At 59.4% G+C, this 24,176-nt stretch carries 23 protein-coding genes; 8 read left to right on the forward strand and 15 right to left on the reverse strand.

The window, feature by feature from the left end; translation table 11 throughout:
• Nucleotides 1-249 precede the first annotated feature (249 nt).
• From J4721_RS13405 to phnG, 3 genes are read right to left on the reverse strand one after another with little or no spacing between them, the layout of a single operon-like run.
• Nucleotides 250-1,359 carry a carbon-phosphorus lyase complex subunit PhnI gene (locus J4721_RS13405; protein ID WP_211002835.1) on the reverse strand — a complete coding sequence of 370 codons (1,110 nt, stop codon included), beginning with the start codon at nt 1,357-1,359 and terminating at the stop codon, nt 250-252.
• Between the two features lie 3 nt (nt 1,360-1,362).
• Nucleotides 1,363-1,959 (reverse strand): phosphonate C-P lyase system protein PhnH, encoded by a 597-nt coding sequence (gene phnH, locus J4721_RS13410; RefSeq protein WP_014873526.1) that lies wholly within the window; start codon nt 1,957-1,959, stop codon nt 1,363-1,365.
• Complete coding sequence (gene phnG / locus J4721_RS13415; protein WP_014879099.1) at nt 1,959-2,435, reverse strand: phosphonate C-P lyase system protein PhnG; 477 nt, start codon at nt 2,433-2,435, stop codon at nt 1,959-1,961. Before phnG ends, phnH begins: the two co-directional genes overlap by 1 nt.
• A 108-nt stretch (nt 2,436-2,543) precedes the next feature.
• Between phnG and phnF the strand changes: the two genes are divergently transcribed.
• A complete protein-coding gene (gene phnF / locus J4721_RS13420) occupies nt 2,544-3,278 on the forward strand; it encodes a phosphonate metabolism transcriptional regulator PhnF (RefSeq protein ID WP_102853998.1) in 735 nt (244 codons plus the stop codon).
• A 43-nt stretch (nt 3,279-3,321) separates the two neighbouring features.
• Here the strand turns inward: phnF and J4721_RS13425 are convergent, their stop codons facing one another.
• The 5 genes from J4721_RS13425 to phnC all read right to left on the reverse strand — a co-directional run bounded on the left by J4721_RS13425 (nt 3,322) and on the right by phnC (nt 8,165).
• Nucleotides 3,322-3,936: a chloramphenicol acetyltransferase gene (locus J4721_RS13425; RefSeq protein WP_014873523.1), complete on the reverse strand. Its 615-nt coding sequence runs from the start codon at nt 3,934-3,936 to the stop codon at nt 3,322-3,324.
• A 48-nt stretch (nt 3,937-3,984) separates the two neighbouring features.
• Complete coding sequence (gene phnE, locus J4721_RS13430) at nt 3,985-5,355, reverse strand: phosphonate ABC transporter, permease protein PhnE (protein WP_014879097.1); 1,371 nt, start codon at nt 5,353-5,355, stop codon at nt 3,985-3,987.
• Entirely contained in the window at nt 5,352-6,221 is an 870-nt protein-coding gene (phnE, locus tag J4721_RS13435) for a phosphonate ABC transporter, permease protein PhnE (protein WP_014879096.1), read from the reverse strand. Before phnE (J4721_RS13435) ends, phnE (J4721_RS13430) begins: the two co-directional genes overlap by 4 nt.
• 159 nt (nt 6,222-6,380) lie before the next feature.
• Nucleotides 6,381-7,289, reverse strand: a complete 909-nt coding sequence (gene phnD / locus J4721_RS13440; RefSeq protein ID WP_014873520.1) for a phosphonate ABC transporter substrate-binding protein — start codon at nt 7,287-7,289, stop codon at nt 6,381-6,383.
• 57 nt (nt 7,290-7,346) lie between these two features.
• Nucleotides 7,347-8,165: a phosphonate ABC transporter ATP-binding protein gene (phnC, locus tag J4721_RS13445; protein WP_014879094.1), complete on the reverse strand. Its 819-nt coding sequence runs from the start codon at nt 8,163-8,165 to the stop codon at nt 7,347-7,349.
• 176 nt (nt 8,166-8,341) lie between these two features.
• Between phnC and rpe the strand changes: the two genes are divergently transcribed.
• Nucleotides 8,342-9,031: a ribulose-phosphate 3-epimerase gene (gene rpe / locus J4721_RS13450; protein ID WP_027248060.1), complete on the forward strand. Its 690-nt coding sequence runs from the start codon at nt 8,342-8,344 to the stop codon at nt 9,029-9,031.
• 127 nt (nt 9,032-9,158) lie between these two features.
• On the opposite strand, the gene J4721_RS13455 is transcribed toward rpe, so the two are convergent.
• The 7 genes from J4721_RS13455 to J4721_RS13485 all read right to left on the reverse strand — a co-directional run bounded on the left by J4721_RS13455 (nt 9,159) and on the right by J4721_RS13485 (nt 18,807).
• Nucleotides 9,159-10,658: a class I adenylate-forming enzyme family protein gene (locus J4721_RS13455; protein ID WP_211002834.1), complete on the reverse strand. Its 1,500-nt coding sequence runs from the start codon at nt 10,656-10,658 to the stop codon at nt 9,159-9,161.
• Nucleotides 10,659-10,721: 63 nt separating this feature from the next.
• Nucleotides 10,722-11,186, reverse strand: coding sequence for a PaaI family thioesterase (locus J4721_RS13460; RefSeq protein WP_211002833.1), 465 nt, complete (start codon nt 11,184-11,186; stop codon nt 10,722-10,724).
• A complete protein-coding gene (locus tag J4721_RS13465) occupies nt 11,167-12,312 on the reverse strand; it encodes an acyl-CoA dehydrogenase family protein (protein ID WP_102882972.1) in 1,146 nt (381 codons plus the stop codon). Before J4721_RS13465 ends, J4721_RS13460 begins: the two co-directional genes overlap by 20 nt.
• Complete coding sequence (locus tag J4721_RS13470) at nt 12,309-13,508, reverse strand: acyl-CoA dehydrogenase family protein (protein WP_102857882.1); 1,200 nt, start codon at nt 13,506-13,508, stop codon at nt 12,309-12,311. The genes J4721_RS13465 and J4721_RS13470 overlap by 4 nt, the downstream gene beginning before the upstream one ends.
• Nucleotides 13,509-13,612: 104 nt before the next feature.
• Nucleotides 13,613-14,788: an acetyl-CoA C-acyltransferase gene (locus J4721_RS13475; RefSeq protein WP_211002832.1), complete on the reverse strand. Its 1,176-nt coding sequence runs from the start codon at nt 14,786-14,788 to the stop codon at nt 13,613-13,615.
• Nucleotide 14,789: 1 nt separating this feature from the next.
• A complete protein-coding gene (locus tag J4721_RS13480) occupies nt 14,790-16,883 on the reverse strand; it encodes a 3-hydroxyacyl-CoA dehydrogenase NAD-binding domain-containing protein (protein ID WP_211002831.1) in 2,094 nt (697 codons plus the stop codon).
• 277 nt (nt 16,884-17,160) lie between these two features.
• A complete protein-coding gene (locus J4721_RS13485; RefSeq protein ID WP_211002830.1) occupies nt 17,161-18,807 on the reverse strand; it encodes a sulfatase-like hydrolase/transferase in 1,647 nt (548 codons plus the stop codon).
• 327 nt (nt 18,808-19,134) lie between these two features.
• Here J4721_RS13485 and pcaF point away from each other — a divergent pair, with 327 nt between their 5' ends.
• The 6 genes from pcaF to J4721_RS13515 all read left to right on the forward strand — a co-directional run bounded on the left by pcaF (nt 19,135) and on the right by J4721_RS13515 (nt 24,149).
• Nucleotides 19,135-20,337 carry a 3-oxoadipyl-CoA thiolase gene (gene pcaF / locus J4721_RS13490; protein ID WP_102882969.1) on the forward strand — a complete coding sequence of 401 codons (1,203 nt, stop codon included), beginning with the start codon at nt 19,135-19,137 and terminating at the stop codon, nt 20,335-20,337.
• 23 nt (nt 20,338-20,360) lie between these two features.
• On the forward strand, nt 20,361-21,338 hold the full coding sequence (gene paaA, locus J4721_RS13495) for a 1,2-phenylacetyl-CoA epoxidase subunit PaaA (RefSeq protein WP_027248067.1): 978 nt from the start codon (nt 20,361-20,363) through the stop codon (nt 21,336-21,338).
• 73 nt (nt 21,339-21,411) lie between these two features.
• Nucleotides 21,412-21,696, forward strand: a complete 285-nt coding sequence (paaB, locus tag J4721_RS13500; RefSeq protein ID WP_014879084.1) for a 1,2-phenylacetyl-CoA epoxidase subunit PaaB — start codon at nt 21,412-21,414, stop codon at nt 21,694-21,696.
• On the forward strand, nt 21,696-22,469 hold the full coding sequence (gene paaC, locus J4721_RS13505; protein WP_211002829.1) for a 1,2-phenylacetyl-CoA epoxidase subunit PaaC: 774 nt from the start codon (nt 21,696-21,698) through the stop codon (nt 22,467-22,469). Before paaB ends, paaC begins: the two co-directional genes overlap by 1 nt.
• Nucleotides 22,470-22,591: 122 nt before the next feature.
• A complete protein-coding gene (gene paaD, locus J4721_RS13510; RefSeq protein WP_102876106.1) occupies nt 22,592-23,065 on the forward strand; it encodes a 1,2-phenylacetyl-CoA epoxidase subunit PaaD in 474 nt (157 codons plus the stop codon).
• Nucleotides 23,066-23,075: 10 nt separating this feature from the next.
• The gene (locus J4721_RS13515) at nt 23,076-24,149 is read left to right on the forward strand and encodes a 2Fe-2S iron-sulfur cluster-binding protein (protein ID WP_102876105.1); all 1,074 of its coding nucleotides are present in this window, start codon (nt 23,076-23,078) and stop codon (nt 24,147-24,149) included.
• The last annotated feature ends 27 nt before the right edge of the window (nt 24,150-24,176 follow it).

Below are 24,176 nucleotides of genomic sequence, written 5' to 3' on the forward strand. Positions count from 1 at the left end.
TCGTTGCAGGAACCGTTTTATGCAAACGCCCCTGATTTCCTGGATTTTGATTTTGGCCTTCGGGGTGTTCGCTCTTTGGGACTACCGTCGAAAGAAACGTCGAAGGGATAGCCTCCGCAAAGAACCTGATGGCACTTGGACTTGGATTGGCCTTGACGGCTCTGAATACAAATCGCCCAATCATCCTGATCGGCCAGGAGGTGACTGGTACGCCGAAACGAGCAATACTGATGGATGGGGAGACTAGCCTCATTCTGCCGCCTCCCGTGCCGCCAGCGTTTCCGCCAGCTCCGCTGCCTCGCGGCGCAGTTTGCGGACCAATTCCAGCTCGGACTGAAAATCCACGTAATGCGGCAGCTTGATATGCTCCAGAAAGCCGGTGGCCTGGATGTTGTCGGCGTGGCTCAGAACAAATTCCTCATCCTGCGCAGGCGCACCCAGATTGTCCTCGCCGAGTTCCTCCCAGCGCAGTGCCCGGTCGACCAGCGCCATGGCGATAGATTTGCGTTCTGACTGGCCGAACACCAACCCGTAGCCACGGGTGAACTGCGGCGGCACGGTTTTCGAGCCCTTGAACTGGTTCACGGTTTCACATTCGGTCAGCTCCACCTCGCCAATCTCAATGGCAAAGCCGAGTTCGGGGATCTCCATTTCGACCGGTACGGTGCCGATGCGCAGCTCACCCACAAAGGCGTGGTTGCGCGCATAGCCACGTTGGGTCGAATAGGCCATACCAAGGATAAAGCCTTCATCTCCTCGGGTCAGCGACTGCAGACGCACCGCCCGGCCCGCCGGAAATGACATCGGCTCGCGCGTCAGATCACCCGGCGTTTCATCTGTTTGAACCTCCTGCTCGATGATATTTTCCCCATCGAGAAACGACAGAATATGCGGGGTGTCTTCATCCCTAGGCTCGGCTGTCTGCGCCTGCGGTTGATCTTCTGCATCGGCCTCAGCAGCCAGTTTGAAATCCAAAAGCCGATGGGTGTAATCGAACGTCGGCCCCAGCACCTGCCCGCCCGGCGCGTCCTTGAATGTTGCAGAGATCCGGCGATCGCAGGCCATGCGGCTGCTTTCAACCGGCAGCGTCGCGCCAAACCGCGGCAAGGTGGTGCGATAGGCACGGATCAGAAAAATCGCTTCGATCAGATCTCCGCGCGCCTGCTTGATTGCGAGCGCCGCCAGATCAGGATCATAGAGCGAACCCTCAGCCATCACCCGGTTGACGGCAAGACTAAGCTGTTCGCGGATCTGGGCGAGGCTCAACTCCGCTACAGAGGTATCTCCACGGCGTTCTTCTGCGAGCCAGGCATGGGCGTTATCAATCGCCCGCTCGCCCCCTTTTACGGCAACATACATGTCTTAGCCTTCCTTGTTGGACAGCGGCGTGATCCGGCTGGATCGGGGCAGCGCAGAAATCTGGCTACCGGCGGTAAAATAGGTGTCAAAGCCAAGCGGGAAGAGCATAGAATTGGCCTGAAACGGACCGATATCCGGCAGCGAAATCTCAGTGCAGGTCTTGATGCCTGGACCACGCAGCTCGGCGTTTGTTGTATCAATGGACGGCAACTCCACAATCAGGGTTGCCGAGCGATCCGGGTATTCCGATGTCCCGATGCGATAACGATCCAGCGGCGCAAGCGCTGACCAGCCACCGATGGCGAATTCAGCCTGCTCTGGCAGGACGAAAGGCGCGCCGGTGTGGAAGGTAATCCATTCCCGCACAGCCGGGCGATCCACATCAGGCGCAAGAAATACGCCCGTATCGGGATCGCAGAGCGTCAACACCAGACATCCCGCTGCAACCGAGAGCCCTTCTGGCGGGGTGGCGCCATTGATGTCTTTGATCTCACCGGGCCGCGCCATGGCCGACATCGCAGCGCGAAACGCTTTCGCCGACTGAATGGGCGGAGCGGTAAAACCTCCGGAAAAATGAGAAGCCTGGGATTGTGATGACATCAGTCTTCCCCTCGCACCATGGTGAAAAATTCAACTTTTGTTGCCGCGGCCTTTGCAGCTCGACTCATCTTGCGTGTGTGCTTTGCCGCCTGTAGGGGCGACAGAACCCGGCGATGAACCTCCTCTGCTGCATCTGTCTGCATCAGCGCATCGACTTTGGCTGCAGTCTCTGCCTGAAGCTTGCTACGCCCCTGCACATATCCATGCCCGACAGTGCCATCTGCCAGTGTCAGAGCGCAGCGGGTGACCGTCATTTCACCAAGATTGAAAGGCGCCCCACTGGCCCCCATCCGTCCCTGGACCATGACGCCACCAACCTCCGGCGGGCGAAGCCATGTGTGATCGGGATTGCACCCATAGTTCTGCCACAGATCTTGCAGCGCCTTTGCATCTGCAGTGGCAAGCAGGCCCATCCATGCCTTGCGGTTGGCGTGATCGCCATTCTCGCCCGCTGTCATGCTCTTTTCACTGTTCATCTTGTCTAAGCCTCTTGGCCTGTTTGTCTATATAATCTATACAACTAGACAAATGTTATCCGAGTCGCCCTAGGCGGCGCAACGACAACCTTGTGAAAGTTTCGTGACATGGCTCGCACCGCGGTCTGGAAATCCATCGCTATCAGTCTCACCGATGATATCGCGCAGGGTCGCTATCAGACCGGAGACAAGCTGCCACCCGAAGTGCAGCTCTCAGGCCGGTTCGGCGTGAACCGGCACACTGTGCGGCGAGCCTTATCTGAGATGGCAGATCAAGGGCTGGTCCATGCCCGACGGGGTTCGGGGGTCTTTGTCGCGGCGCAACCGACGGAGTATCCGATTGGCAAACGGGTGCGGTTTCACCAGAACGTTGCCCGTCTGGGGCGTATTCCCGCCAAAAGGATCCTGACGCTGGAAACCCGCGCTGCCGGCCCGCGCGAGGCAGAGGCGTTGTCTCTTGATCCCGGTGCGGCCGTCCATGTTTACGACGGGCTGTCACTGGCGGATGGTCAGCCTATCGCACTGTTTCAAAGCGTGTTTCCGTCAGACAACTTTCCAGATCTGCTTGCCGCGCTGAAAGAGACCCAGTCGGTAACAGAGGCGCTGAAACACTGCGGCGTTGCTGATTTCACCAGGGTCGAGACCCGTATCACTGCCAAGCTCGCAACTGCCACACAGGCCTTGCATTTGAAGATTTCTGAAGGCAGCCCAATTTTGCGAACCACAGGTATCAACGCCGGTCCGAGCGGCGATCCGGTTGAGTTCGGGCGTACCTGGTTCGCGGGAGACCGCGTCACCCTGACAGTCAGCGACCCAAACAGCGATAAAGCAGATGTCAGTTAATCGGCGACAACACTCACGGACCTAGGATCAGCCCTGCCGGACGCTACGCATATTTCTCCAGAAACGCCTCAGCGCTCAGCACGCGAAAGTCGGGAACCGCAGCCTTCAGTCGGGTGTCCTCCCAATCCCACCACGCCAAAGCCATCATCCGTTCAGCAACGGTCTCAGTGTATCTGCGGCGGATCAGCTGGGCCGTATTGCCCCCAACAATCGTATAGGGTGCGACATCCTTGGTCACCACCGCGCCCGACGCCACCACCGCACCATGGCCGACGGTCACCTCGGGCTTGATCAGCGCACCATGGCCGATCCAGGTATCGTGCCCGATATGAGCCAGACGACTGGCCCGATGATCAAACCAGGCCGCGTCATCCTCAACATCATCCCAATAGCTGGACGACCGATAGAGGAAATGGTGCAGAGAAGCCCTTTGCAGGGGATGGTCGGTGGCTCCAATCCGGGTAGCGCTGGCAATATTGGAGAACTTCCCAATTTCCGCATTGGCGATATCGCAGTTACGATCACAATAGCTGTAGTCGCCAAACCGGCTGTTCAGCACGCGACTGTCTGCGCCGATTTCAACGAAGGCGCCGAACTGGCTATTGGTGATGGCACAGTTGGGGTGCAAATGCGGGTGATCGGCAGAGAGGCGGGGCATCTGATAGCTTTCAATGGGATAGAGCGGGCCAATGAAGACCCCAAACAGTCAGGGCAGTAACATCGCAGCCCCTTGACGGCGTGCCTTACGACCCGGTTCACCCTTGATCAGGCGGCGACGAAGCCAGCCGGAGAGCCAATCCATCAGCATTACCATGAGTATGATCAATACGATGTAGTAGGCGACTTCTTCCCAGTCTTTCTGGGTGATGATTGCCTGCGTCAGTAGCAGACCGATGCCACCTCCGGTGATGGCACCAATGATGGTCGCGCTGCGGGTGTTCGATTCAAGGAAGTAAAGCAGCTGACTTAGCAAGACCGGTGTGATTTGCGGGATCACTCCAAACCGGTAGCGCTGCGCTGGCTTGGCACCGGTTGAGGCGACGCCCTCAATCTGTTTCTGATCGACGTTTTCCAAAGCTTCGGAAAAGATCTTGCCGAAGGTTCCAGTGTCGGTCACCAGAATTGCCAGCGCACCGGTCAGCGGGCCAGGGCCGAAGGCCCGCGCCAGAACAACCGTCCAGATCAGCGAATCCACGCCGCGCACAAAGTCGAACACGCGACGGGTGGCGAAGCGAACCGCGCGCAACGGCATGAAATTCCGGGTGGCAGCAAAGGCCAGCGGAAGCGCAATCAAACCTGCCCCCATCGTTCCCAGAAATGCCATCAGCAGCGTTTCAAAAATCGCCCAGGCGACATCCTGATGACGCCACATCTTATTCGTCCAGAAATCATGGAAAATCGCGCCCGCTTCGCCGGTGGCGGCCCGCGTCATCAGCTCACCGATGCCCATGCCGTGGTACGGGCTGTCCAGGGTGAAGAAAAACAGCTCCCAACCGGCAAAATAACGAAACACCTCCGCCCGGTTCCGGGTCACCGTCAGGCGCCCAGCTTCCGTCGTGACGGCCAGTCGGTTCTTCGATGCATTGATCCAATCCGGCAAATCCCCCGCCGGGAATTCCGCCTGTACACCGGCGCTGCGGCTTGGCGTTGCGCGAATGGTACCATAGCCGGGTATATCAAAGGCGATGCTCTCAGGACCAAACCGGATCTCATAGCCATCTTCGAGGTCAATGATCGTAACCTGCGAAGATGTATCGGCGAGCGTCACCCACTCCGGAGACTGCCCGTCCGGATAGGCACCCTTGCGCTCTCCCTCGATGGCCACGCTGACGGCACCGCTGCGGTTGTCACGCGTAACGTGGGTTTTGTAACTGTAGCTGTCTGCTACCAACGTGCGTGCATTCTTCGGGTTCATCCGCTCGGCCAGACCCGCCACATCAAAGGCGACGAACACATAGGCAAGATAGGCAAGCACCAAGAGCGGCAACGCCAGACTCAAGGCACGCTTGCGCATGAACAGGCGCTCCATATCCAATTTGCGCAGAGTCGGAGGGACGGTCGTGTCAAAAGTCGTCATTGTTTGGCTCCGTGGGTCAACCGGTCACGCAGCAGGCCTGACAGTTGATCCACCAGGACGATGGTGAAAAACAGCAGAAGAAAGATTGCAGCAGCTTCGTCATAGCGCCCCTGCCCCCAGGACATGGCGTTGCGCAACTCATATCCGATGCCACCCGCCCCGACGAAACCGAGGATAGCCGAGGCCCGAATATTGATTTCAAACCGCAAGAGCGCGTAGCTGACATAGTTTGGACCAACCTGAGGAAAGACACCCAACACCATGCGCTGCGCCCAGCCAGCGCCGACGGAGGCCAGCCCTTCGACTGGTTTCAGGGATGCATTTTCATTCACTTCCGAGAACAGTTTGCCCAGCGCCCCCGCCGTATGGATTGCAATCGCAATCATCGCAGGCACAGGGCCGCCACCCAGAAGAAAGATCAGAACCAGTGCGATCACGATTTCCGGGATCGCGCGGAAGATATCCAGCAACCGGCGAAAGACCGGGATCAAGGACGGCCAGCGGGCCAGACCCCGCGTCGCCAACAGCGACAGAAGAGTGCCAAAAATGGCGCCAATCAGCGTAGCCGCGGCGGCAATATTCAGCGTCTCAATCAACGCGGGGAAGAACTGCACCACATGCGCAGGCAGCAGGGAAACCTTCTCGACCGCTTCTGACAGCACCTCGGAAGGATAATCGAAAACATGGGTAATGCCATTCCAGAATGAGCCGGCATTGCGATCATCTGCGATCCGAAAACCGGCTGCCATCATGGCGACAAATACCGCCAGAATGACCCCTCCATACAAGCGTTTTCGCTGGATTAGTGCCTGATACTCGGCCTGGATATCAGCCACTGGCCGGGCCGAGACTGTTGCATGTGTCATGACTGGGATCCTGTGTGGCAGCAATTGCGTCAGCATCCTACGGGACGGTGATGCTCTCGAACGAGCATCTCTGCTGACCTGTTCAGGCTGTTGGCAATTGGCCGTCAAAATGGCGGGAGCGATGCTGATGCTCCGCCCCCGCACGCTTTGGTGCTGAAATTAGTTGGACTTCAATTTCCGCGCTTCGATGATCACCTCATAGGCGTCATGGGTGATCGGCATGAAACCTTTAGCCTCACCTGCTGCGACCCCGTAGAAACACTCCGCATCCATTGATTTCAGGGACGCCATCAGGCCGGTCATCTTCAGTTTCACGTCCTCAGGCAAATCGGTACGCAGGACAACAGGGCCTTCGGGGATAGGCTTGGACTGCCAGATCTGGACAAGGTCATTCATATCGACAAGGCCTGCATCGACAGCCCGACGCAGCGCACCTGAGTTAAAGCCATCTTCCCATTCGCCCAGGCCATCGGCCCAGCTGACGCCGGCATCGACATCGCCATTGGCAACCGCAACGATAGTCTGTTCATGGCCACCGGTGAATTTCACTTCACCAAAATAGTCGCCTGACGTCATGGTGGCGCCGGTTGCTTCGGGGATCTCGATCGAGGGGATCAGGAACCCGGAGGTGGAGTTCGGATCACCAAAGCCAAAGGCCTTGCCCTGCATATCGTCCAGCGACGTGATGCCGCTGTCCTTGCGGGCAAAACCAACGGAGTAGTAGCCATAGCCACCGTCATTGTTTACCTTCACAAGGATAGGCTCAACGGCAGCCGGATCGCTCAGGTAGGTCTTCGCGTAACCCGATGCGCCCAGCCATGCCATATCGATGGTGCCGCCCAACAGGCCCTGAATGACACCGTTGTAATCTGCCGGGGCAAAGAGCTTGGTTTCGACACCGAGCAGATCTTCGGTTTTCTGGCGCAGACACTCGTTGTTGTTCAAACGATCCTGAGCGTTCTCGCCACCAAGAATACCGATGCGGAATTCCTGAATCTCCGCGGTGTCAGCCAGAACCGGTGCGGTCAGGGCTGTGGTCGCCAGAATGGCAATAAACAGGTTTTTCATAGTCAATCTCTCTGGTTGGTCAGCCCGGCACACAAACGGCCGGGTTTGGAAAAGCGATCAAACAGCCACAGCTGGCTGACGGCGCGGTTTGGTACGGTTCAGGGTCTCAATCTCGGTGGAGGTGGCGGCTTCGGAGAAATCATCGCCGGCGCCATAGATTTCGCGCGCAACGCCTGTGGTCAGCTGCTCTGGCAGACCATCAAAGACGATACGCCCGTCGCGCATGCCAACAACGCGGTCACAGTAGCGGCGCGCCGTGTCCAACGTGTGCAGATTGGCGATAACGGTACGGCCATCCTCTTCATGGATACGGCGCAGGGCCTCCATCACGGTCTGTGCGTTCATCGGATCCAGTGAGGCAATCGGCTCATCGGCGAGAATGATCGCCGGATCCTGCATCAGGGCGCGGGCAATAGCGACGCGTTGCTGCTGACCACCGGAGAGTGCCTCTGCCCGTTTCGCGGCATGTTCCGCGATGCCCAGCCGATCAAGAATGTCGATCGCGCGGTGAATGTCATCCATCGGGTAGAGATTGAACAGCGTCGCCAAAGTTGAGCGTCGGTTGAGTGTACCGTGCAGCACATTGGATACGACATCCATGCGCGGCACCAGATTGAACTGCTGGAAGATCATCGCGCAATCCGATTGCCAGGCGCGCTTCTCCTTACCGCGCAGCTGGGTCACGTCTCGCCCTTCGAAAAGGATCCGCCCATCGCTGGCGTCACCAAGCCGGTTAATCATGCGCAACAGCGTGGATTTACCCGCCCCCGACCGGCCGATGATGCCGATCATGCAAGGCTTATCGATATCCAGCGTGGCGGTATCCACCGCGATTTTATCACCGAATCTCTTGGTCAGTTTGTCAATTCGCAGCACCTGAGGCTCCCGTCTCTGTCTGGGACTGCCTAAGGGGAGAGAGCAAAACTTGTGTGTCATCGCGGTGAAGCTTTTGTAACGCTACCCTTCGTGGTCACCGGTGCCCCCTAGGCGCGCAGCCTCCAAGCCGCTATATGGCGGCAAAACGCTATCCATGAACCCAAGGAACCGCTGCCATGTCTTTCGACCGCTCCATCAAGATTGCACCGTCTATCCTGTCCGCCGATTTTGCCAACTTTGGCCAAGAGATTCAGGCCATCGAATCTCAAGGAGCCGATTGGGTCCATATCGACGTGATGGACGGGCATTTTGTGCCCAACCTCACCTTCGGTCCGATGGCGGTGAAGGCATTTCGCCCCCATGTAAAAACTGTGATGGACGTCCACCTGATGATCGCACCAGTCGATCCATATATCGACGCCTATGCCGATGCAGGCGCCGATGTTCTGACCGCCCATATTGAGGCAGGCCCACACATCCACCGCACCCTGCAGGCGATCCGTGCTGCCGGCATGAAAGCCGGCGTCGCGCTTAACCCAGGCACCCCAGCAGAAGCTGTGGCGCATCTGCTCGACCTGACCGACCTGATCTGCGTGATGACCGTCAATCCCGGTTTTGGCGGTCAAAAATTCATTGATATGACCAGCAAGATCCGCAGCCTGCGCTCAATGATCGGTGATCGTCCGGTCCATATCGAGATTGACGGCGGCGTTGATCCGAGCACAGCCCCACTGGTCGCCGAAGCTGGCGCCGATGTGCTGGTGGCCGGATCTGCGGTATTCAAGGGGGGCTCCGTCAATGACCCCGACGTCTATGGCGCCAACATTCGCAATATCCGAGATGCTGCCAACGGCGTCTGGGCCTGAAACTATCGCTGACAAGCACTGCGGGCCTAGGTAGCTCTGATCCGCACCCTCCCACCCGCTGTGAGACCTTTAAAAAAGGCATCCCTACTGTTGGGGTAAGCGCCGCGCGATGCGCGGCGCGGGCGCATCAGGTCAGCTGATCCGCAAAATGCGTCAGCAACATATGCTTCAGGATCTTACCTGTCGGCGCAGCTGGCAGCTGGTCCGTCAGGATGATGAGACCAGGTCGTTTGTAGCCTGCAAGCTGCTCCGCAACGAAGGCCCGCAGTTCATCGACCTTTGGCTCATCCCCAACCGCTACCTGTACGAAGGCAACCACCTGCTCGTCGCCATCCTGCGGGCGACCGACAACAGCGGATTGAATCACCTGCGGATGGGCGTTCAGCGCAGCTTCGACTTCTGGCGGAAAGACATTGAAGCCTCCGTGGATGATCAGTTCCTTGGCGCGCCCATCAATGTGTAGGTTGCCACTTTCGTCCAAACGCCCCATGTCGCCGCTGCGCAACCAGCCCGCAGGATCGAGGACAGCCTGCGTTGCCTCCAGGTTGCCGAAATATCCCAGCATGACGTTACCCCCGCGCAGGCAGATCTCTCCCACCCCATCGCCACCACCCGGAACGCTCTGGTCCAGACGCACATCAACACCGGGTAGCGGCGGACCAACCGATGTATCAGAGTCACCCAAACGGTTGCGCGTGGCGCAGATGCCTGCGGTGGCCTCGGTCATACCATACCCGTTTTGCAAGGCAACGCCATAAAACGCCTCGGCCCGACGTTTCCAATCCGGATCCAACGGCGCAGCACCGGACGACACGTAGCGCAAATCCGGGCTACCGAGATGGTCCAGTCCCTGTTCCTTGGCATATTGCATCACCAGCGCATGCATCTGTGGCACTGCAGAGACCAGCGTGACCCCGGATCGTAGCGCCTGATAAAACCGCTCCGCCGTAAAGCGTGTCTCAAGCCGAACCTCCGCCCCGATCATCACGGAAGCGGTCAAAACGGACGCAAGGCCAAACACATGGCTAAGAGGCAACACACCGTAAACCACATCCTTGGTCGTCATATCGCGCAGCCGTGCCGAGGCGCCGCCCCCGAAACTCAGATTGTCGTGACTCAGCATCACCCCTTTCGGATCGCCAGTGGTGCCTGTGGTATAGAGGAGCACCGCCAGCCCCTCTGGTATCTGGGCGCAGGATTTGCCACCGGCATCCTGAGAAACAACATGCAGGCACCCGAAGTCGCCCTCGACCCTCTGCGCGCCAAGACGGCTGGCATGGGCCGCCGCGTCAGGCGAAGCGGCAGCAGTCAATAGGACAGCTGCGGGCTGGGCGTGAGCGAGAATTCGGTCCACCTCAGCGGCGCGCATCCGGGCATTGACCGGCACCGCCACGGCCCCCAGCTGCGATGTGGCAAACAGCGCAGCGACTGCCGCACAGCAATTCTCGCAAAGCAACATGACCCGATCACCGGGCCCGATACCCAAGTCGGCCAGATGTGTCATCAATGCGTTGCAGGCCCGCGCGAGATCACCATAGGTCCAGCGCGCACCACCACTGTCACCAAAAGCCGGGGCCTTAGGGCGTTGGCGCGCATGCTGTTCGATATATTCATGCCATAGCGTCATGGGTCACCCCTGTGATTGTACCGATCGTGAAAGATCACCCGGCGAAGAAACAGTGGAGTCGCGTCAGCCGCGTATCCTTTTGAAAACGCCATTTGCAGTAGCCAAAATTTGACCGCTGCCATCCATCAACTCGCCTGCGACATAGGCCAGCGATGCGCCACCACCGGTGGCCTTCGCCTTGGCCTCAACCCGTCCAGCGCGCGCAGCTGCCACATAGGAGAGGGTTAGCGATACGGTGACCACCGGTGGATGCGCTGCCGTATCGAAATGTTGTGAGGCCGTATTACCGCAAACCACATCCATCAATATCGCAACGATACCACCATGCAGCAGCCCGTTGCGGTTGAGATGTTGCGGCGCGAGCTCCAGTGAGACGCGGCAGGCTCCAGTGCGCGTGTCAATCTCAGTGCGATAGCCGACCAGTTGCTGGCAGCCCAGATCCTCAATGATCCGTTTGACCGGAACCGGCGCCTGTCCGCCCTCAGCCGGGTCGGTTGGCGATATCGGATCAGGCTGCCGATAGGTCAATGAACCGCTCCAGCTGAGTGTCCGCGTCGCCGAACCGATGTTCGGTCATCACAATGCGTTTGGCGATATGGGCCAACTCATATTCTGCGGTCATGGCAATACCGCCGTGCAACTGGATTGCCTCCTCGGCGATATGACGCCCGGTTCGACCGATGAGATTGCGTGCGGCTGCAATGTGGCGGTCGCGGACCTGCGGCGCACCCTCGAGATGACCCGCAGCATTGATGACCGCAGAACGCGCCTGCTCTACCTCAATCAACATCTCAGCGAGACGATGTTGCAGCGCCTGAAACGTCCCGATCGGTCGCCCGAATTGGTGTCGCGTGGTAAGGTAATCCATGGTCAGCCGCGTGGCCGTTTCCATCGCACCAAGGGCCTCTGCCGCCAGTGCAACCTCCGCTGCCGCCAATGCGCTCTCAACCCGGACAGCAGCCCCTCCTGCTGTACCAAGACGCGCTGAGGGCGACAGGCGGACACCATCCAATTCGATCTCTCCGGCTCTGCCGCCGGCCAGTAGCGCGCTGCCTTGCATGCGCACCCCAGCCGTCTTCGGATCGACGAGGAACAGTGACAGGCCGTCGCGGTCACCAGACGCGCCCCCTTCACGCGCAGAGACAATCAACAGCTCCGCCGCCTCAGCATTGACCACCACAGATTTGCGGCCTGTCAGGACAATATCCTGTCCATCAACAGTCGCCGTGGTCTCAACCCAAGTGCGCTCGTAGCGGCTGGCTGGCTCCCCATGGGCAAAGGCCAGCTGCAGATCCCCCGCGATCAGCCGCTCAAGAAATTGCCGATCACGGGGCAACGGCTGCGCACCATGTGGCCCGCACAACAAAGAACCGCAGAGCACGGCTGTATCAAGGACCGGTTCAACTACACCCGCGCGGCCTAACTCTTCAAAGATCGTCGCGATGTCGAAGCCAGCGCCGCCATATCCACCGACCGCTTCGGGCAGCAAGGCGCCAAGTACACCAAGGTCAGCCAACTGCCTCCAAATCGCAGAGGAATACCCAGAGGGATCCGCAATAGCCTTGTTTCGCGCAGTAACCGTATAGCGATCCGCAAGAAACCGGCGCAGGCTATCCTGCAACATCTGGCGCTCTTCCGTCAGCTGAAAATTCATGTCCGGCCTCCCAGCGATACCTTTGCGATGATGTTCTTCTGGATTTCGTTCGAACCGCCAAAGATAGACAGCTTGCGATTGTTGAAATACTGCGCCGCAGCGGCGTCGCTGCCTTCCGGTGGAGCGAGGGCACTGTTGTCACCCGCCAGAGCCTCAGACGCGAAGGGGAGCGCGTAAACGCCAGCGGCACGGCGCGCCAGATCGTTGATCTCCTGACGAATTTCGGTGCCTTTTACCTTGAGCATCGAACTCTCGACGCCCGGAGCCTGACCTTGGGCGGCGGCAGAGATGATACGCAGATTGGTGGTCGCCATAGCCATCAGATCGATTTCCGCGCGGGCCAGTCGCGCCGCAAAATGTGGGTTCTCAATCAGCGGGCGGCCGCGGTGGATCTGTTGACGTGCGAGCCGCTTTACCGCTTCCAACCCCGCCTGACTGAACCCCACGCCTGCGATATTCGTACGTTCGTGGGTCAGCAGATATTTCGCGTAGGTCCAGCCCTTGTTCTCCTCTCCAACCAGGTTTTCAACCGGCACCCGCACATCGGTGAACCAGACTTCGTTCACCTCGTGGGTGCCATCAAGCAGGATGATTGGCCGCACCTCGATACCGGGTGTATCCATATCGATCAGCAGGAAGGAAATGCCCTCCTGCTGTTTCGCATCCGGGTCGGTCCGCACGAGGCAGAAAATCCAGTTGGCGTATTGGCCAAGCGTGGTCCAGGTTTTCTGCCCGTTGACAACGTAATGATCCCCGTCACGAACAGCCCGGGTGCGCAGGCTGGCAAGATCAGAGCCGGCGCCAGGTTCGGAATACCCCTGACACCACCAATGTTCCCCCGAAAGGATCTTTGGCAGAAAATAAGCACGCTGTTGGTCAGATCCGAATTTCTGCAAAACAGGCGCCAACATGGTCAGCCCAAAGGGGACGATACGTGGCGCATGAGCGCGGCAGCATTCTTCCTCAAAGATATGACGCTGGACTGCATTCCAACCGCAGCCTCCGTATTCCTCTGGCCAGGTTGGTGCCAGCCAGCCCCGCTCATTCAAAATACTGTGCCAGCGATCATGCCCTTCCTTGCCCAGCCCGCGCCCCAGACGCACGGCATCCGATAGATCCTGGGGCAGTTTGGCCTCCAGAAACGCGCGGACCTCTGCGCGGAAGGCAAGGTCCTCGGTCGAATAGTTCAAATCCATATGCCGCGCACCTCCCCGTGCTGATTGGCCGTTATGCTTGATTTACCCGTCCTGCTCTCCTGATCATGCAAACAGCGCGGCCAGAAAACCCCGCGTAGTTGTGATCAGTAAATCTCAAACAGGCCCGCCGCGCCCATGCCGCCGCCTATACACATGGTCACCACCCCGAGTTTGGCGCCGCGTCGGTGACCTTCGCGTAGGAGGTGCCCCACCATCCGCGCACCAGTCATGCCGAACGGGTGGCCGATCGCAATTGAGCCGCCGTTCACGTTGCAGATCTCATCCGGAATGCCGAGTTTGTCCCGGCAGTAAAGCGCCTGACTTGCGAAGGCTTCGTTCAATTCCCAAAGGTCAATATCCGCCGCCGTCAACCCGTGTCGCTCCAGCAGGCGCGGCACGGCATGCACGGGGCCGATGCCCATTTCATCGGGCGCGCAGCCTGCCACACAAAACCCTCGAAACGCACCCATAGGATCAAGGCCGCGGCGGCTGGCTTCGTCGGCCTCCATCATCACAACCGCAGCTGCACCATCCGAGAGCTGGCTGGCATTCCCTGCGGTGATGTACTTGCCCGCGCCACGCACCGGCTCCAATCCCGCCAGCCCGTCCAACGTCGTCTGGGGACGGTTGCATTCATCCCGATTTACTGTGACCTCGCGATGGCTGATCTCTCCTGTGTCCCTGTCCTTTACGGCCATAACCGTTTGCATGGGCACGATTTCATCGTCGAAGATACCTGCATCCTGCGCTGCTGCAATTTTCTGTTGACTGCGCAGGCCATAGGCATCCTGCGCCTCCCGGCTGATGCCATAACGCTCAGCCACGACATCTGCCGTGTCAATCATCGCCATGTAGACGTGCGGGTTATGCTCCTGCAGCCAGGTATCCTGCACCTGAGTCACATTGGGCTGCACCATGGAGATACTCTCCACCCCACCCGCAACCATCGGTCCGGCCCCTTCGGCGGTGATCTGCTGCGCCGCCAGCGCGATGGTCTGAAGGCCCGACGCGCAAAACCGGTTCACCGTCATACCAGCAGCAGTCTGCGGCATGCCAGAACGTAAAGCGATCTGGCGCCCGATATTGTGCCCTGTCGCCCCTTCGGGAAAGCCACAGCCAATAATGCAATCCTCAATTACGCCCCCCTCCAGACTGGCCCGCTCAACAGCGGCAGCGACAGCATGCCCCCCCAAGGTGGCACCATGCGTCTGATTGAAAGACCCACGAAAGGATTTGGCCAGCCCGGTGCGGGCAGCAGAAACGATAACAGCCTGTTTCATATCAGCGGGCCTCCTTGTTGAGGTCATCAAAGCTGCGCCCTTCGGCAACCATCTGCTCCAACAGCGGAGCCGGTTGCCAGAAGAAGGCATCTTCCTTGGCGTAACGACGAATATCCTTGAGAATGCTGTCCAGCCCCTGCAGATCCGCCCATTTCAGCGGGCCACCCCAGAACCGGGGAAAACCGTAGCCAAACAGCAGCACCATATCGACATCCAGGGGGCGGCAGGCGATACCCTCGCCGACGACCTTTGCCGCTTCGTTGACCATCGCGCACATGTAGCGGCGCAGAACCTCGTCATTGGCAAAAATCTGCGGTGTCACGCCCTGATCACGCTGATCGCGCTCAATGTATTCGGCTACCTGTGGATTCGGCGTCCCGCCACGCTTGCCCTCTTCATAAACGTAGAAGCCCCGACCGGTTTTCTGCCCGAAATCGCCGCCTTCACAAAGCATATCAGAGAAATGCACCACCCGTTCGCGTGGATCGAGTGTCGGCGCACGACGCTTGCGCGCGGCCCAGCCAATGTCCAGCCCCGCCAGGTCAGCGACCGCAAACGGTCCCATGGCGAAACCAAACCCCGTCATCACCTTGTCGATCTGATACGGGGATGCACCGTCCAGAACCATATAGTCAGCCGCCTTGCGATAGCTGTTCATGATCCGATTGCCGATAAAGCCATCACAGACGCCGGAACGTACGGAGGTCTTCTTCAGCCTTTTGCCCAAGGCGAAGCCGGTGGCCACAACATCAGGCGCTGTCTGATCCGCGACCACCACTTCCAGCAGTTTCATCACATGCGCGGGAGAGAAAAAATGCAGTCCGATCACGTCAGATGGCCGACTGGTGGCGGCAGCAATGTCGTTGATATCCAGATATGACGTATTGCTGGCGAGAATGGCGCCCGGTTTGCAATGCTCATCCAGCGCTGCAAAAACGTCGCGTTTTACATCCATGTCCTCAAAAACCGCTTCAACCACCAGATCGACCTGCGACAAAGCCGCGTAATCCGTCGCCAGCTTGAGCGTCTCATTAAGGATAGCATCGAATTGCGACTGGCTGATCTTGCCTCGCTTCAGCGCCCCCCTGAGATTGCCTTCAATGCGCTCCCGAGCCGCAACTGAGGCCGCCTCGTCCCGTTCAATCAGCACCACTGACAGTCCTGCCAGCAGCGCGGCTGTTGCAATGCCAGCACCCATGGTGCCGCCGCCGATGACGCCCATCGCAGCGACATCGCGGGGGGAGACATCAACAAGCTCAGGCAGTTTACTGACCGCCCGTTCCGAGAAGAAGGCGTGGATCAATCCCTGCCGCTGATCGCTTTCCATCAGCTTCATAAACAATTCGCGTTCTTGCCGCACACCATCAAGAAAACTTGGTGCTTCGCAGGCGGCCTGCACTGCCCGCACCGCAATCGCCGGGGAGAGCTGGCCGCGCCCACGGGCCAGAACACGTTCGTATGTAGCATCAAAATCGACGGGCTCTGGTGCGGGCATGTCACAGACCGGGCGACGCAGTGCATTCTGTTCAAGCAGCTCACGGGTATAGGCCAGTCCGACCTCGCGCGGGTTGCCCTCAGCAATGCGATCGATGACGCCCTTGTCGAAAGCCTCGGCAGCGGCCACGTGACGGCCAGTTGTGATCATCTCCAACGCAGCCTCTGTACCTGCGACGCGGGGTAGCCGCTGGGTCCCACCGGCGCCTGGGATGATCCCCAGATGGACCTCCGGCAGCCCCATCTTGGCGCCTGGTACGGCAATCCTGTAGTGCGAGGAGAGTGCGACCTCCAACCCACCGCCCAGCGCTGTGCCGTGCAGGGCCGATACAACGATCAGCTTTGCGGCCTCGATACGGTTGCAAAGATCCGGCAGGCCCGGTTCTTCCATGGGTTTGCCAAACTCACGGATATCAGCGCCTGCAAAATACGTCCGCCCCTCGCCATAGATCAGTACGGCACGCGCGCCTTCCTTCTCGGCGCGCTCAATACCAGCCAGCAAGCCGCGGCGCACATTTATTCCAAGTGCATTCACCGGCGGGTTCTGTGCAGCGAGAACTGCGATATCGCCAATCCGTTCATAGACAATGGCTTCGGTCATGGATCTTTCCTCTTCTTGCGGGCGGTATCGATCAGGATTGCGACGAGGCTCAAGTCACGAAAGCCGGTCTGCCACGTGACTACCCTTGATCGAAACACAGGTGTCAGCCCTATCAATTTCGCAATGCGGAACATTATTCCGCAGATTTGCATTTGACCCTAGATCCGGATCCACAAGCTGACAAGATCCATCATGCCGCGCGTCAACGCAGCTTGCCAAGCGTCGCCCAGCATCTGCTGCATATGACGGTACGTCTCTTCGAACGCGAGAACTGCATTCAGCTCGTGGGTTTCGGGATCGGTCGACGGTAGGCCTCAGTCAAGGTATCATCCACCTCGGATGGCTCATAGACGCCCAAGAGGATACCCTTCCGGGCCGACTTTCCCCGCCGCGTGGCGATCTGTGTGTCCGATAACGTGATGCGCTGCGACATCCGCAAACCCCACTCCAGTAAGCGATCACACATCAGATCGATCACCTCCTGGTGCGCGCCACTCTTAGCAAGATCTACCAACTCATCAGGATCTTCCTGAAGATCAAACAGCATTGGGCGCAGACCGCCTTCCGCGTGCATGAATTTCCACCGTTTATCGACAACCATAAACAGGCGGGCATCTTTGGGAGTCAGCCCGAGCTTTTCGCACAATGGCAGCGTCGCATAGTCAAACTCTGCTACGGCATAGTCGCGCCATTCGGGCATTTCTCCGCGCAGCCATGGCATCAGAGAGCGCCCCTCAAGGATATGTGGGGCAGGTTCCCCTCCTGCAGCTTCCAGAAAAGTCGGCAACAGATCAATCGCCTCAACCACCTCATCACAAGTGGCTCCGCGCGTGGCATCTGCCTCACCTCGTGGGTCATAGATAATCAATGGCACCTTGATCGACGGCTCGTGGAACAGGTTCTTCTCGCCCATCCAGTGATCGCCAAGATAATCCCCATGGTCTGACGTCAGCACGACCATCGTATCCTGCATGCGTCCCGTCGCCTCCAACCAAGCAAACAAATGACCCATCTGATCGTCTGCCTGCTTAATCAACCCCATATAGGCCGGGATCACCTTCTGGCGCACCTCATCGCGGGAAAAGGCCTGGCCAATCTGGTTGTTCATCATCCCCTCGAACACGGGATGAGCATCCTGCCGCTCGGCCGCACTACGCACAGCCGGAAGCACATGCTCAGCATCATACATATCATGATAGGGGGCCGGCACGATGTAGGGCCAGTGCGGTTTGATATAGCTCAGATGCGCGCACCAAGGCTGATCACCGTTTTGTTCTGCTATCTCAATAAACCGCATTGCCTCACGGGTAAGCCAGGGTGTCTCGCTGTCTTCCTCTGCAATATTGGCTGGCTTGTCCGCATTGACCATAAACCAGCCGGACGCGACATCCTGCCCCTCCGTCCCGGCATTGGCGAAATCACTCCACGGATTTTCGCCCGGATAGCCCTTCGATTTGAGATACTCATTATATGGGCTACGCTTATCATCATAAAGACCATCCGGCCCTTCGGCCCAAAGCCCATCGTCACGAACAAAGGGATCAAAACCACATTCCGTCTGGCGCACGCCGATAAGGCTGTCCGGAGCAAGACCAAGGCGCTGCAGCCCTTCGGCATCGGCAACCATATGGGTCTTACCAATCAGATGGCAGCTCATCCCGGCTTTGCGCAGATGGTCGCCCATCGTCCACTCGCCGACGCGCAGAGGGTAGCCGTTGAATTGCACGCCGTGGCTTGATGGGTAGCGTCCTGTATAGCTGGACATACGCGAGGACCCGCAGGTCGGCGATTGCACATAGGCACGAGTGAACCGCACCCCACGCTTTGCCAAACCGTCAATATGCGGCGTCTGCAAGTGCGGGTGTCCAGCACAGCTGAGATAATCGAACCTCAGTTGGTCAAACATGATGTAGAGAATATTCATCAAGCCCTCCTCTGTCTGTGACCGTCTCTGCCTGTGACTGACACGCTGATCAAAAATGCAGGCCAAGGCCAGTCAGAGTGCAGGCGCAAAATTAGTCAACATGTAAACTATTCCATTTCTCATCGCGCGACGAAACAGGCTTCTCGATGGGACACATCCACACAGTATTGCGCGATCGCCCGACCAGTGGCAGATTATTAATATGTTACAGATTTTGCAAAAATAGATATATATAGTTACATATCTCTTGCCGAGAATCACTTCTAAGCCTATTACCGACTATATGGTCGGCTTATAACTTGCCGCGATTTGGAGACCCGTAGACCCATGGATGCTTTCATCTGCGATGCCACCCGCACCCCGATCGGCCGCTACGGCGGCGCGCTGAGCCAGGTGCGGACCGATGACCTTGCCGCCCTGCCGATTGCTGCCCTAGCGGCGCGCAACCCGGATGCGGACTGGGGCGCCTTGGATGACGTGATCCTGGGCGATGCCAACCAGGCCGGCGAAAGCAACCGCAATGTCGCCCGCATGGCCGCCCTGCTGGCAGGCCTGCCTGCCACCGTGCCCGGCACCACCATTAACCGGCTTTGCGCCTCCGGCATGGATGCGGTCGGCATGGCATCGCGCGGTATCAAGGCGGGTGATTATGACATGGCCATCGCCGGCGGTGTTGAGAGCATGTCGCGCGCACCCTTTGTGATGCCCAAGGCAACCTCCGCCTTCACCCGCGCCAATGAAGTTTATGACACCACCATCGGCTGGCGTTTCGTGAACAAGAAAATGCACGAGATGTATGGCACCGATTCCATGCCGCAGACTGCCGACAATGTCGCCGCAGACTATGGCATTTCCCGCGACGATCAGGACGCCTTTGCTGCCCGCAGCCAGGCCCGCTGGGCCGCAGCGCATGAGGCGGGCCTTTTCAACGACGAAATCACCCCGGTGACGATCCCCCAGCGCAAGGGTGAAGCCCTGGTGGTGGACACCGACGAACACCCGCGCCCCGGCACCTCGGCTGAAAAGCTCTCGGGCCTCAAGGGCGTCAACGGACCGGACAAGACCGTCACCGCAGGCAATGCCTCTGGCGTCAACGACGGCGCTGCGGCGATCCTGATGGCAAATGAAGCCGCGGCCGCGAAAAACGGGTTGAAACCGATGGCGCGCATCGTCGGCATGGCCGCCGCCGGGGTTGAGCCGCGCATCATGGGCATCGGCCCGGTGCCTGCGACCCGCAAGGTGCTGGCCCGCACCGGTCTGACCATAGACCAGATGGACGTGATCGAACTGAACGAGGCCTTCGCTGCGCAGGGCCTCGCCACCCTGCGCGAGCTTGGCCTTCCGGACGATGCGCCCCATGTTAATCCCAACGGCGGTGCAATTGCACTGGGCCACCCGCTTGGCATGTCCGGCGCCCGGCTGGTGTTGACCGCTGCCTATCAATTGCAACGCACCGGCGGGCGCTATGCGCTCTGCACCATGTGCGTCGGCGTCGGACAGGGCACCGCCCTGATCCTCGAACGCGTGTAACAAACCCAAGGGAGGTCCCAGACATGTATGCTCAGATGGTCAAATCCGAAGCGACCCAGGACGATCCGGAACAGCTGGCGGCCTTTCAGGCGCGCATCGACGCGGGCGAGAAGATCGAGCCCAAGGACTGGATGCCCGAAGGCTACCGCAAGACGCTGATCCGCCAGATTGGCCAGCACGCCCATTCCGAAATCGTCGGCCAGCTGCCCGAGGGCAACTGGATCACCCGCGCACCGACGCTGGAGCGCAAGGCGATCCTGCTGGCCAAGGTGCAGGATGAGGCAGGCCACGGTCTGTACCTCTATTGTGCTGCGGAAACGCTGGGCGTGTCGCGCGACGAGATGACCGAGATGCTGCTGGACGGGCGCATGAAGTATTCGTCGATCTTCAACTATCCGACGCTGAACTGGGCCGACATCGGCGCGGTCGGCTGGCTGGTTGACGGTGCGGCGATCATGAACCAGGTGCCGCTGCAGCGGACCTCCTTCGGCCCCTATTCGCGAGCGATGATCCGGGTGTGCAAGGAAGAAAGCTTTCACCAGCGACAGGGCTATGACGCCATCCGAAAGATGGCCGAGGGCACGCCCGAGCAGAAGAAGATGGCCCAGGATGCGCTGAACCGGCTGTGGTATCCGTCGCTGATGATGTTCGGCCCGTCCGACAAGGACTCGGTCCATTCCGCCCAGTCGATGGCCTGGAAGATCAAGATGAACACCAATGACGAGCTGCGCCAGAAGTTTGTCGACCAGACCGTGCCGCAGGCCGAATACCTGGGCCTCACCGTTCCCGACCCGGACCTGAAATGGAACGAGGAGCGCGGCCATTATGACTACACCGACCCGGACTGGAACGAATTCTTTGACGTGATCAAGGGCAACGGCCCCTGCAACGTGGACCGCCTTGCCGCCCGCAACAAGGCCTGGGACGACGGCGAATGGGTCCGCGACGGGCTGTTGGCGCATGCCAAAAAGAAGGCCGCGCAAAAGCACGCTGCCGAATAACCCCAAGCATTCCGGCGCTCTGCCCGTTTTCGAACACTGCGGCGGCGCCCCCTCAGCCAGGAGGATTTAAGACATGAAAAACGAATGGCCCCTCTGGGAAGTCTTCATCCGCGGCCAGCACGGCATGAGCCACCGCCACGTCGGCTCCCTGCACGCGCCGGACGCCGAGATGGCGATCAAGAACGCCCGCGATGTTTACACCCGCCGCAATGAGGGCGTGTCGATCTGGGTGGTCGAGGCGAACCACATCGCCGCGTCCTCGCCCAGCGACAAGGGCCCGCTTTATGAGCCGTCCGAGTCCAAGGTCTATCGCCACCCGACCTTCTTCGACATCCCCGAAGAAGTGGGGGCGATGTAATGACCCGCCCGCTTAACAAAGACGAGGCACTCACCCAGTTCCTGCTGCGGATGGGTGACAACACCCTGATCCTCGGCCACCGGGTCAGCGAATGGTGCGGCCATGCGCCGGTGCTGGAAGAGGACATCGCGCTGGCCAACACCGCGCTGGACATGATCGGCCAGACCCAGATGTGGCTAGGCCTCGCGGCTGAGGTGCAGGGAGACGGCAAGTCCGCCGACGATCTGGCTTTCCTGCGCGATGCTTGGGATTTCCGCAACGTGCTGCTGGTGGAAGTGCCCAACGGCGACTTTGGCCGCACCCTGATGCGCCAGTTCCTGTTCGATGCCTGGCATTCGATCCAGCTGGGCCGGTTGATGAAATCTTCAGACGAACGCGTCGCTGCGATTGCCGAAAAGGCCTCGAAAGAGGTGGCTTATCACCTGGAACGTTCCGCCGATACCGTGGTGGGCCTGGGCGACGGAACTGAGGAAAGCCATCGCCGGATGCAGGAGGCACTGGACTATCTCTGGCCCTACGCGGGTGAGATGTTCCAGTCCGACGACGTGGACGCGGAAATGGTCAAGGCGGGCATCGGACCCGACCCGGCCTCCCTGCGTGAGGAATACGACGCACTGGTCTCCCGCATCCTGGGCGACGCAACACTGACCATTCCGGAAAGCCGTTTCGCCCATAAGGGCGGCCGCACCGGTGCAATGCATACCGAGCACCTGGGCCATCTGCTGACCCAGATGCAATGGCTGCAGCGCGCCTATCCCGGCGCCAGGTGGTAAGGCCACGGCCAAAGAACTGAGGGCGGCCCCCGGCCTCGGGTGGGGGTGAAGCCCCCTCCCGTGGGGGAGGTCGGGGGCTGCCCGGCCTATCGTCCGGGCGGTGCATAGCAAGGATAAACCGCATGAGCCAAGTGACAACTCAGCCAAGCATCAACCAGATCTGGGAGTGGCTCGACTCCGTGCCGGATCCGGAAATCCCGGTGATTTCGCTGGTGGATCTGGGCATCATCCGCGATGTGGCCTGGGAAGGGGAAACCCTTGTGATCAGCGTCACCCCGACCTATTCCGGCTGCCCGGCAACTGCAGTGATTGCCCTGGATATCGAAACCGCCCTGCGGGGCCACGGCGTTACCGATCTGAGACTGAAAACCCAGATCTCCCCTGCCTGGACCACCGATTGGCTGTCCGACAAGGGCCGCGCCAAGCTGGAGGATTACGGCATCGCCCCGCCCCAGGCCGCAGGAGGCCCGGAAAAATGCCCCAACTGCGGCAGCACACATGTCACCAAGGTCAGCCAGTTCGGCTCGACCCCCTGCAAGGCCCACTGGCGCTGCCAGGACTGCCTCGAACCCTTTGATTATTTCAAGTGCATCTGAGGAGACCCTGATGGCGCGCTTTCACGACCTAGAAGTCACCGACGTCCGCAAGACCATCCGCGATGCGGTGGTTGTCACCCTGAAACCCGTGGGCGGCGCGGCAGAAGAATTCGATTTCACCCAAGGCCAGTACCTGACCTTCCGCCGTGACTTCGACGGCGAGGAACTGCGCCGCAGCTATTCTATCTGCGCAGGCAAGGATGAAGGCATCCTGCAGGTCGGCATCAAACGCGTCGACGGCGGCGCGTTTTCAACCTGGGCCAACACCGACCTGAAGGTCGGCGACACCCTGCAGGCGATGGCGCCGATGGGCAGTTTCTTCACCCCGCTTAATGAGGCGGCCGAGAAGCACTACCTGGGCTTTGTCGGCGGTTCCGGCATTACCCCGGTACTGTCGATCCTCAAGACCACGCTGGCGGCAGAGCCGAACGCCTCCTTCACACTGGTCTACGCCAACAAGGGCGTGAACACGATCATGTTCCGCGAGGAACTGGAGGATCTCAAGAACCTCTACATGGGCCGCTTCAACGTGATCCATGTGCTGGAAACGGACGCGCAGGAAATCGACCTGTTCACCGGTCTGGTGACCGAGGAGAAATGCGCCCAGCTGTTTGAGCGTTGGATCGACATCCAGTCTGTCGATACTGCCTTCATCTGCGGCCCGGAGCCGATGATGCTGGGCATCGCCAGTGCCCTACGCACGGCGGGCCTCAATGATAGCCAGATCAAGTTTGAGCTGTTCGCCTCAGCCCAGCCAGGCCGTGCCAAACGCAAGGTCACGGCAGGTGGCACAGGGACCGGTGCCAATCAGACCAAAGCTGCGATCACCCTGGATGGCGCGACCCAGACCATCGAGATGGGCAAGGATATGACATTGCTGGATGCGGCACTGGAGAACGCAATGGATGCGCCCTATGCCTGCAAGGCCGGCGTCTGCTCCACCTGCCGCTGCAAAGTGCTGGAGGGCGAGGTCGAGATGATCGCCAACCATGCGCTGGAGGATTACGAGGTCGAAAAGGGCTATGTCTTGTCCTGCCAGGCCTATCCGCTCAGTGACAAAGTCGTGGTGGACTACGATCAATAGCCCATTAGGTTAGGACGCAGGCGGCGA

It is taken from the genome of Phaeobacter sp. HS011, from assembly GCF_018101215.1.
Taxonomy (GTDB): Bacteria; Pseudomonadota; Alphaproteobacteria; order Rhodobacterales; family Rhodobacteraceae; genus Phaeobacter; species Phaeobacter inhibens.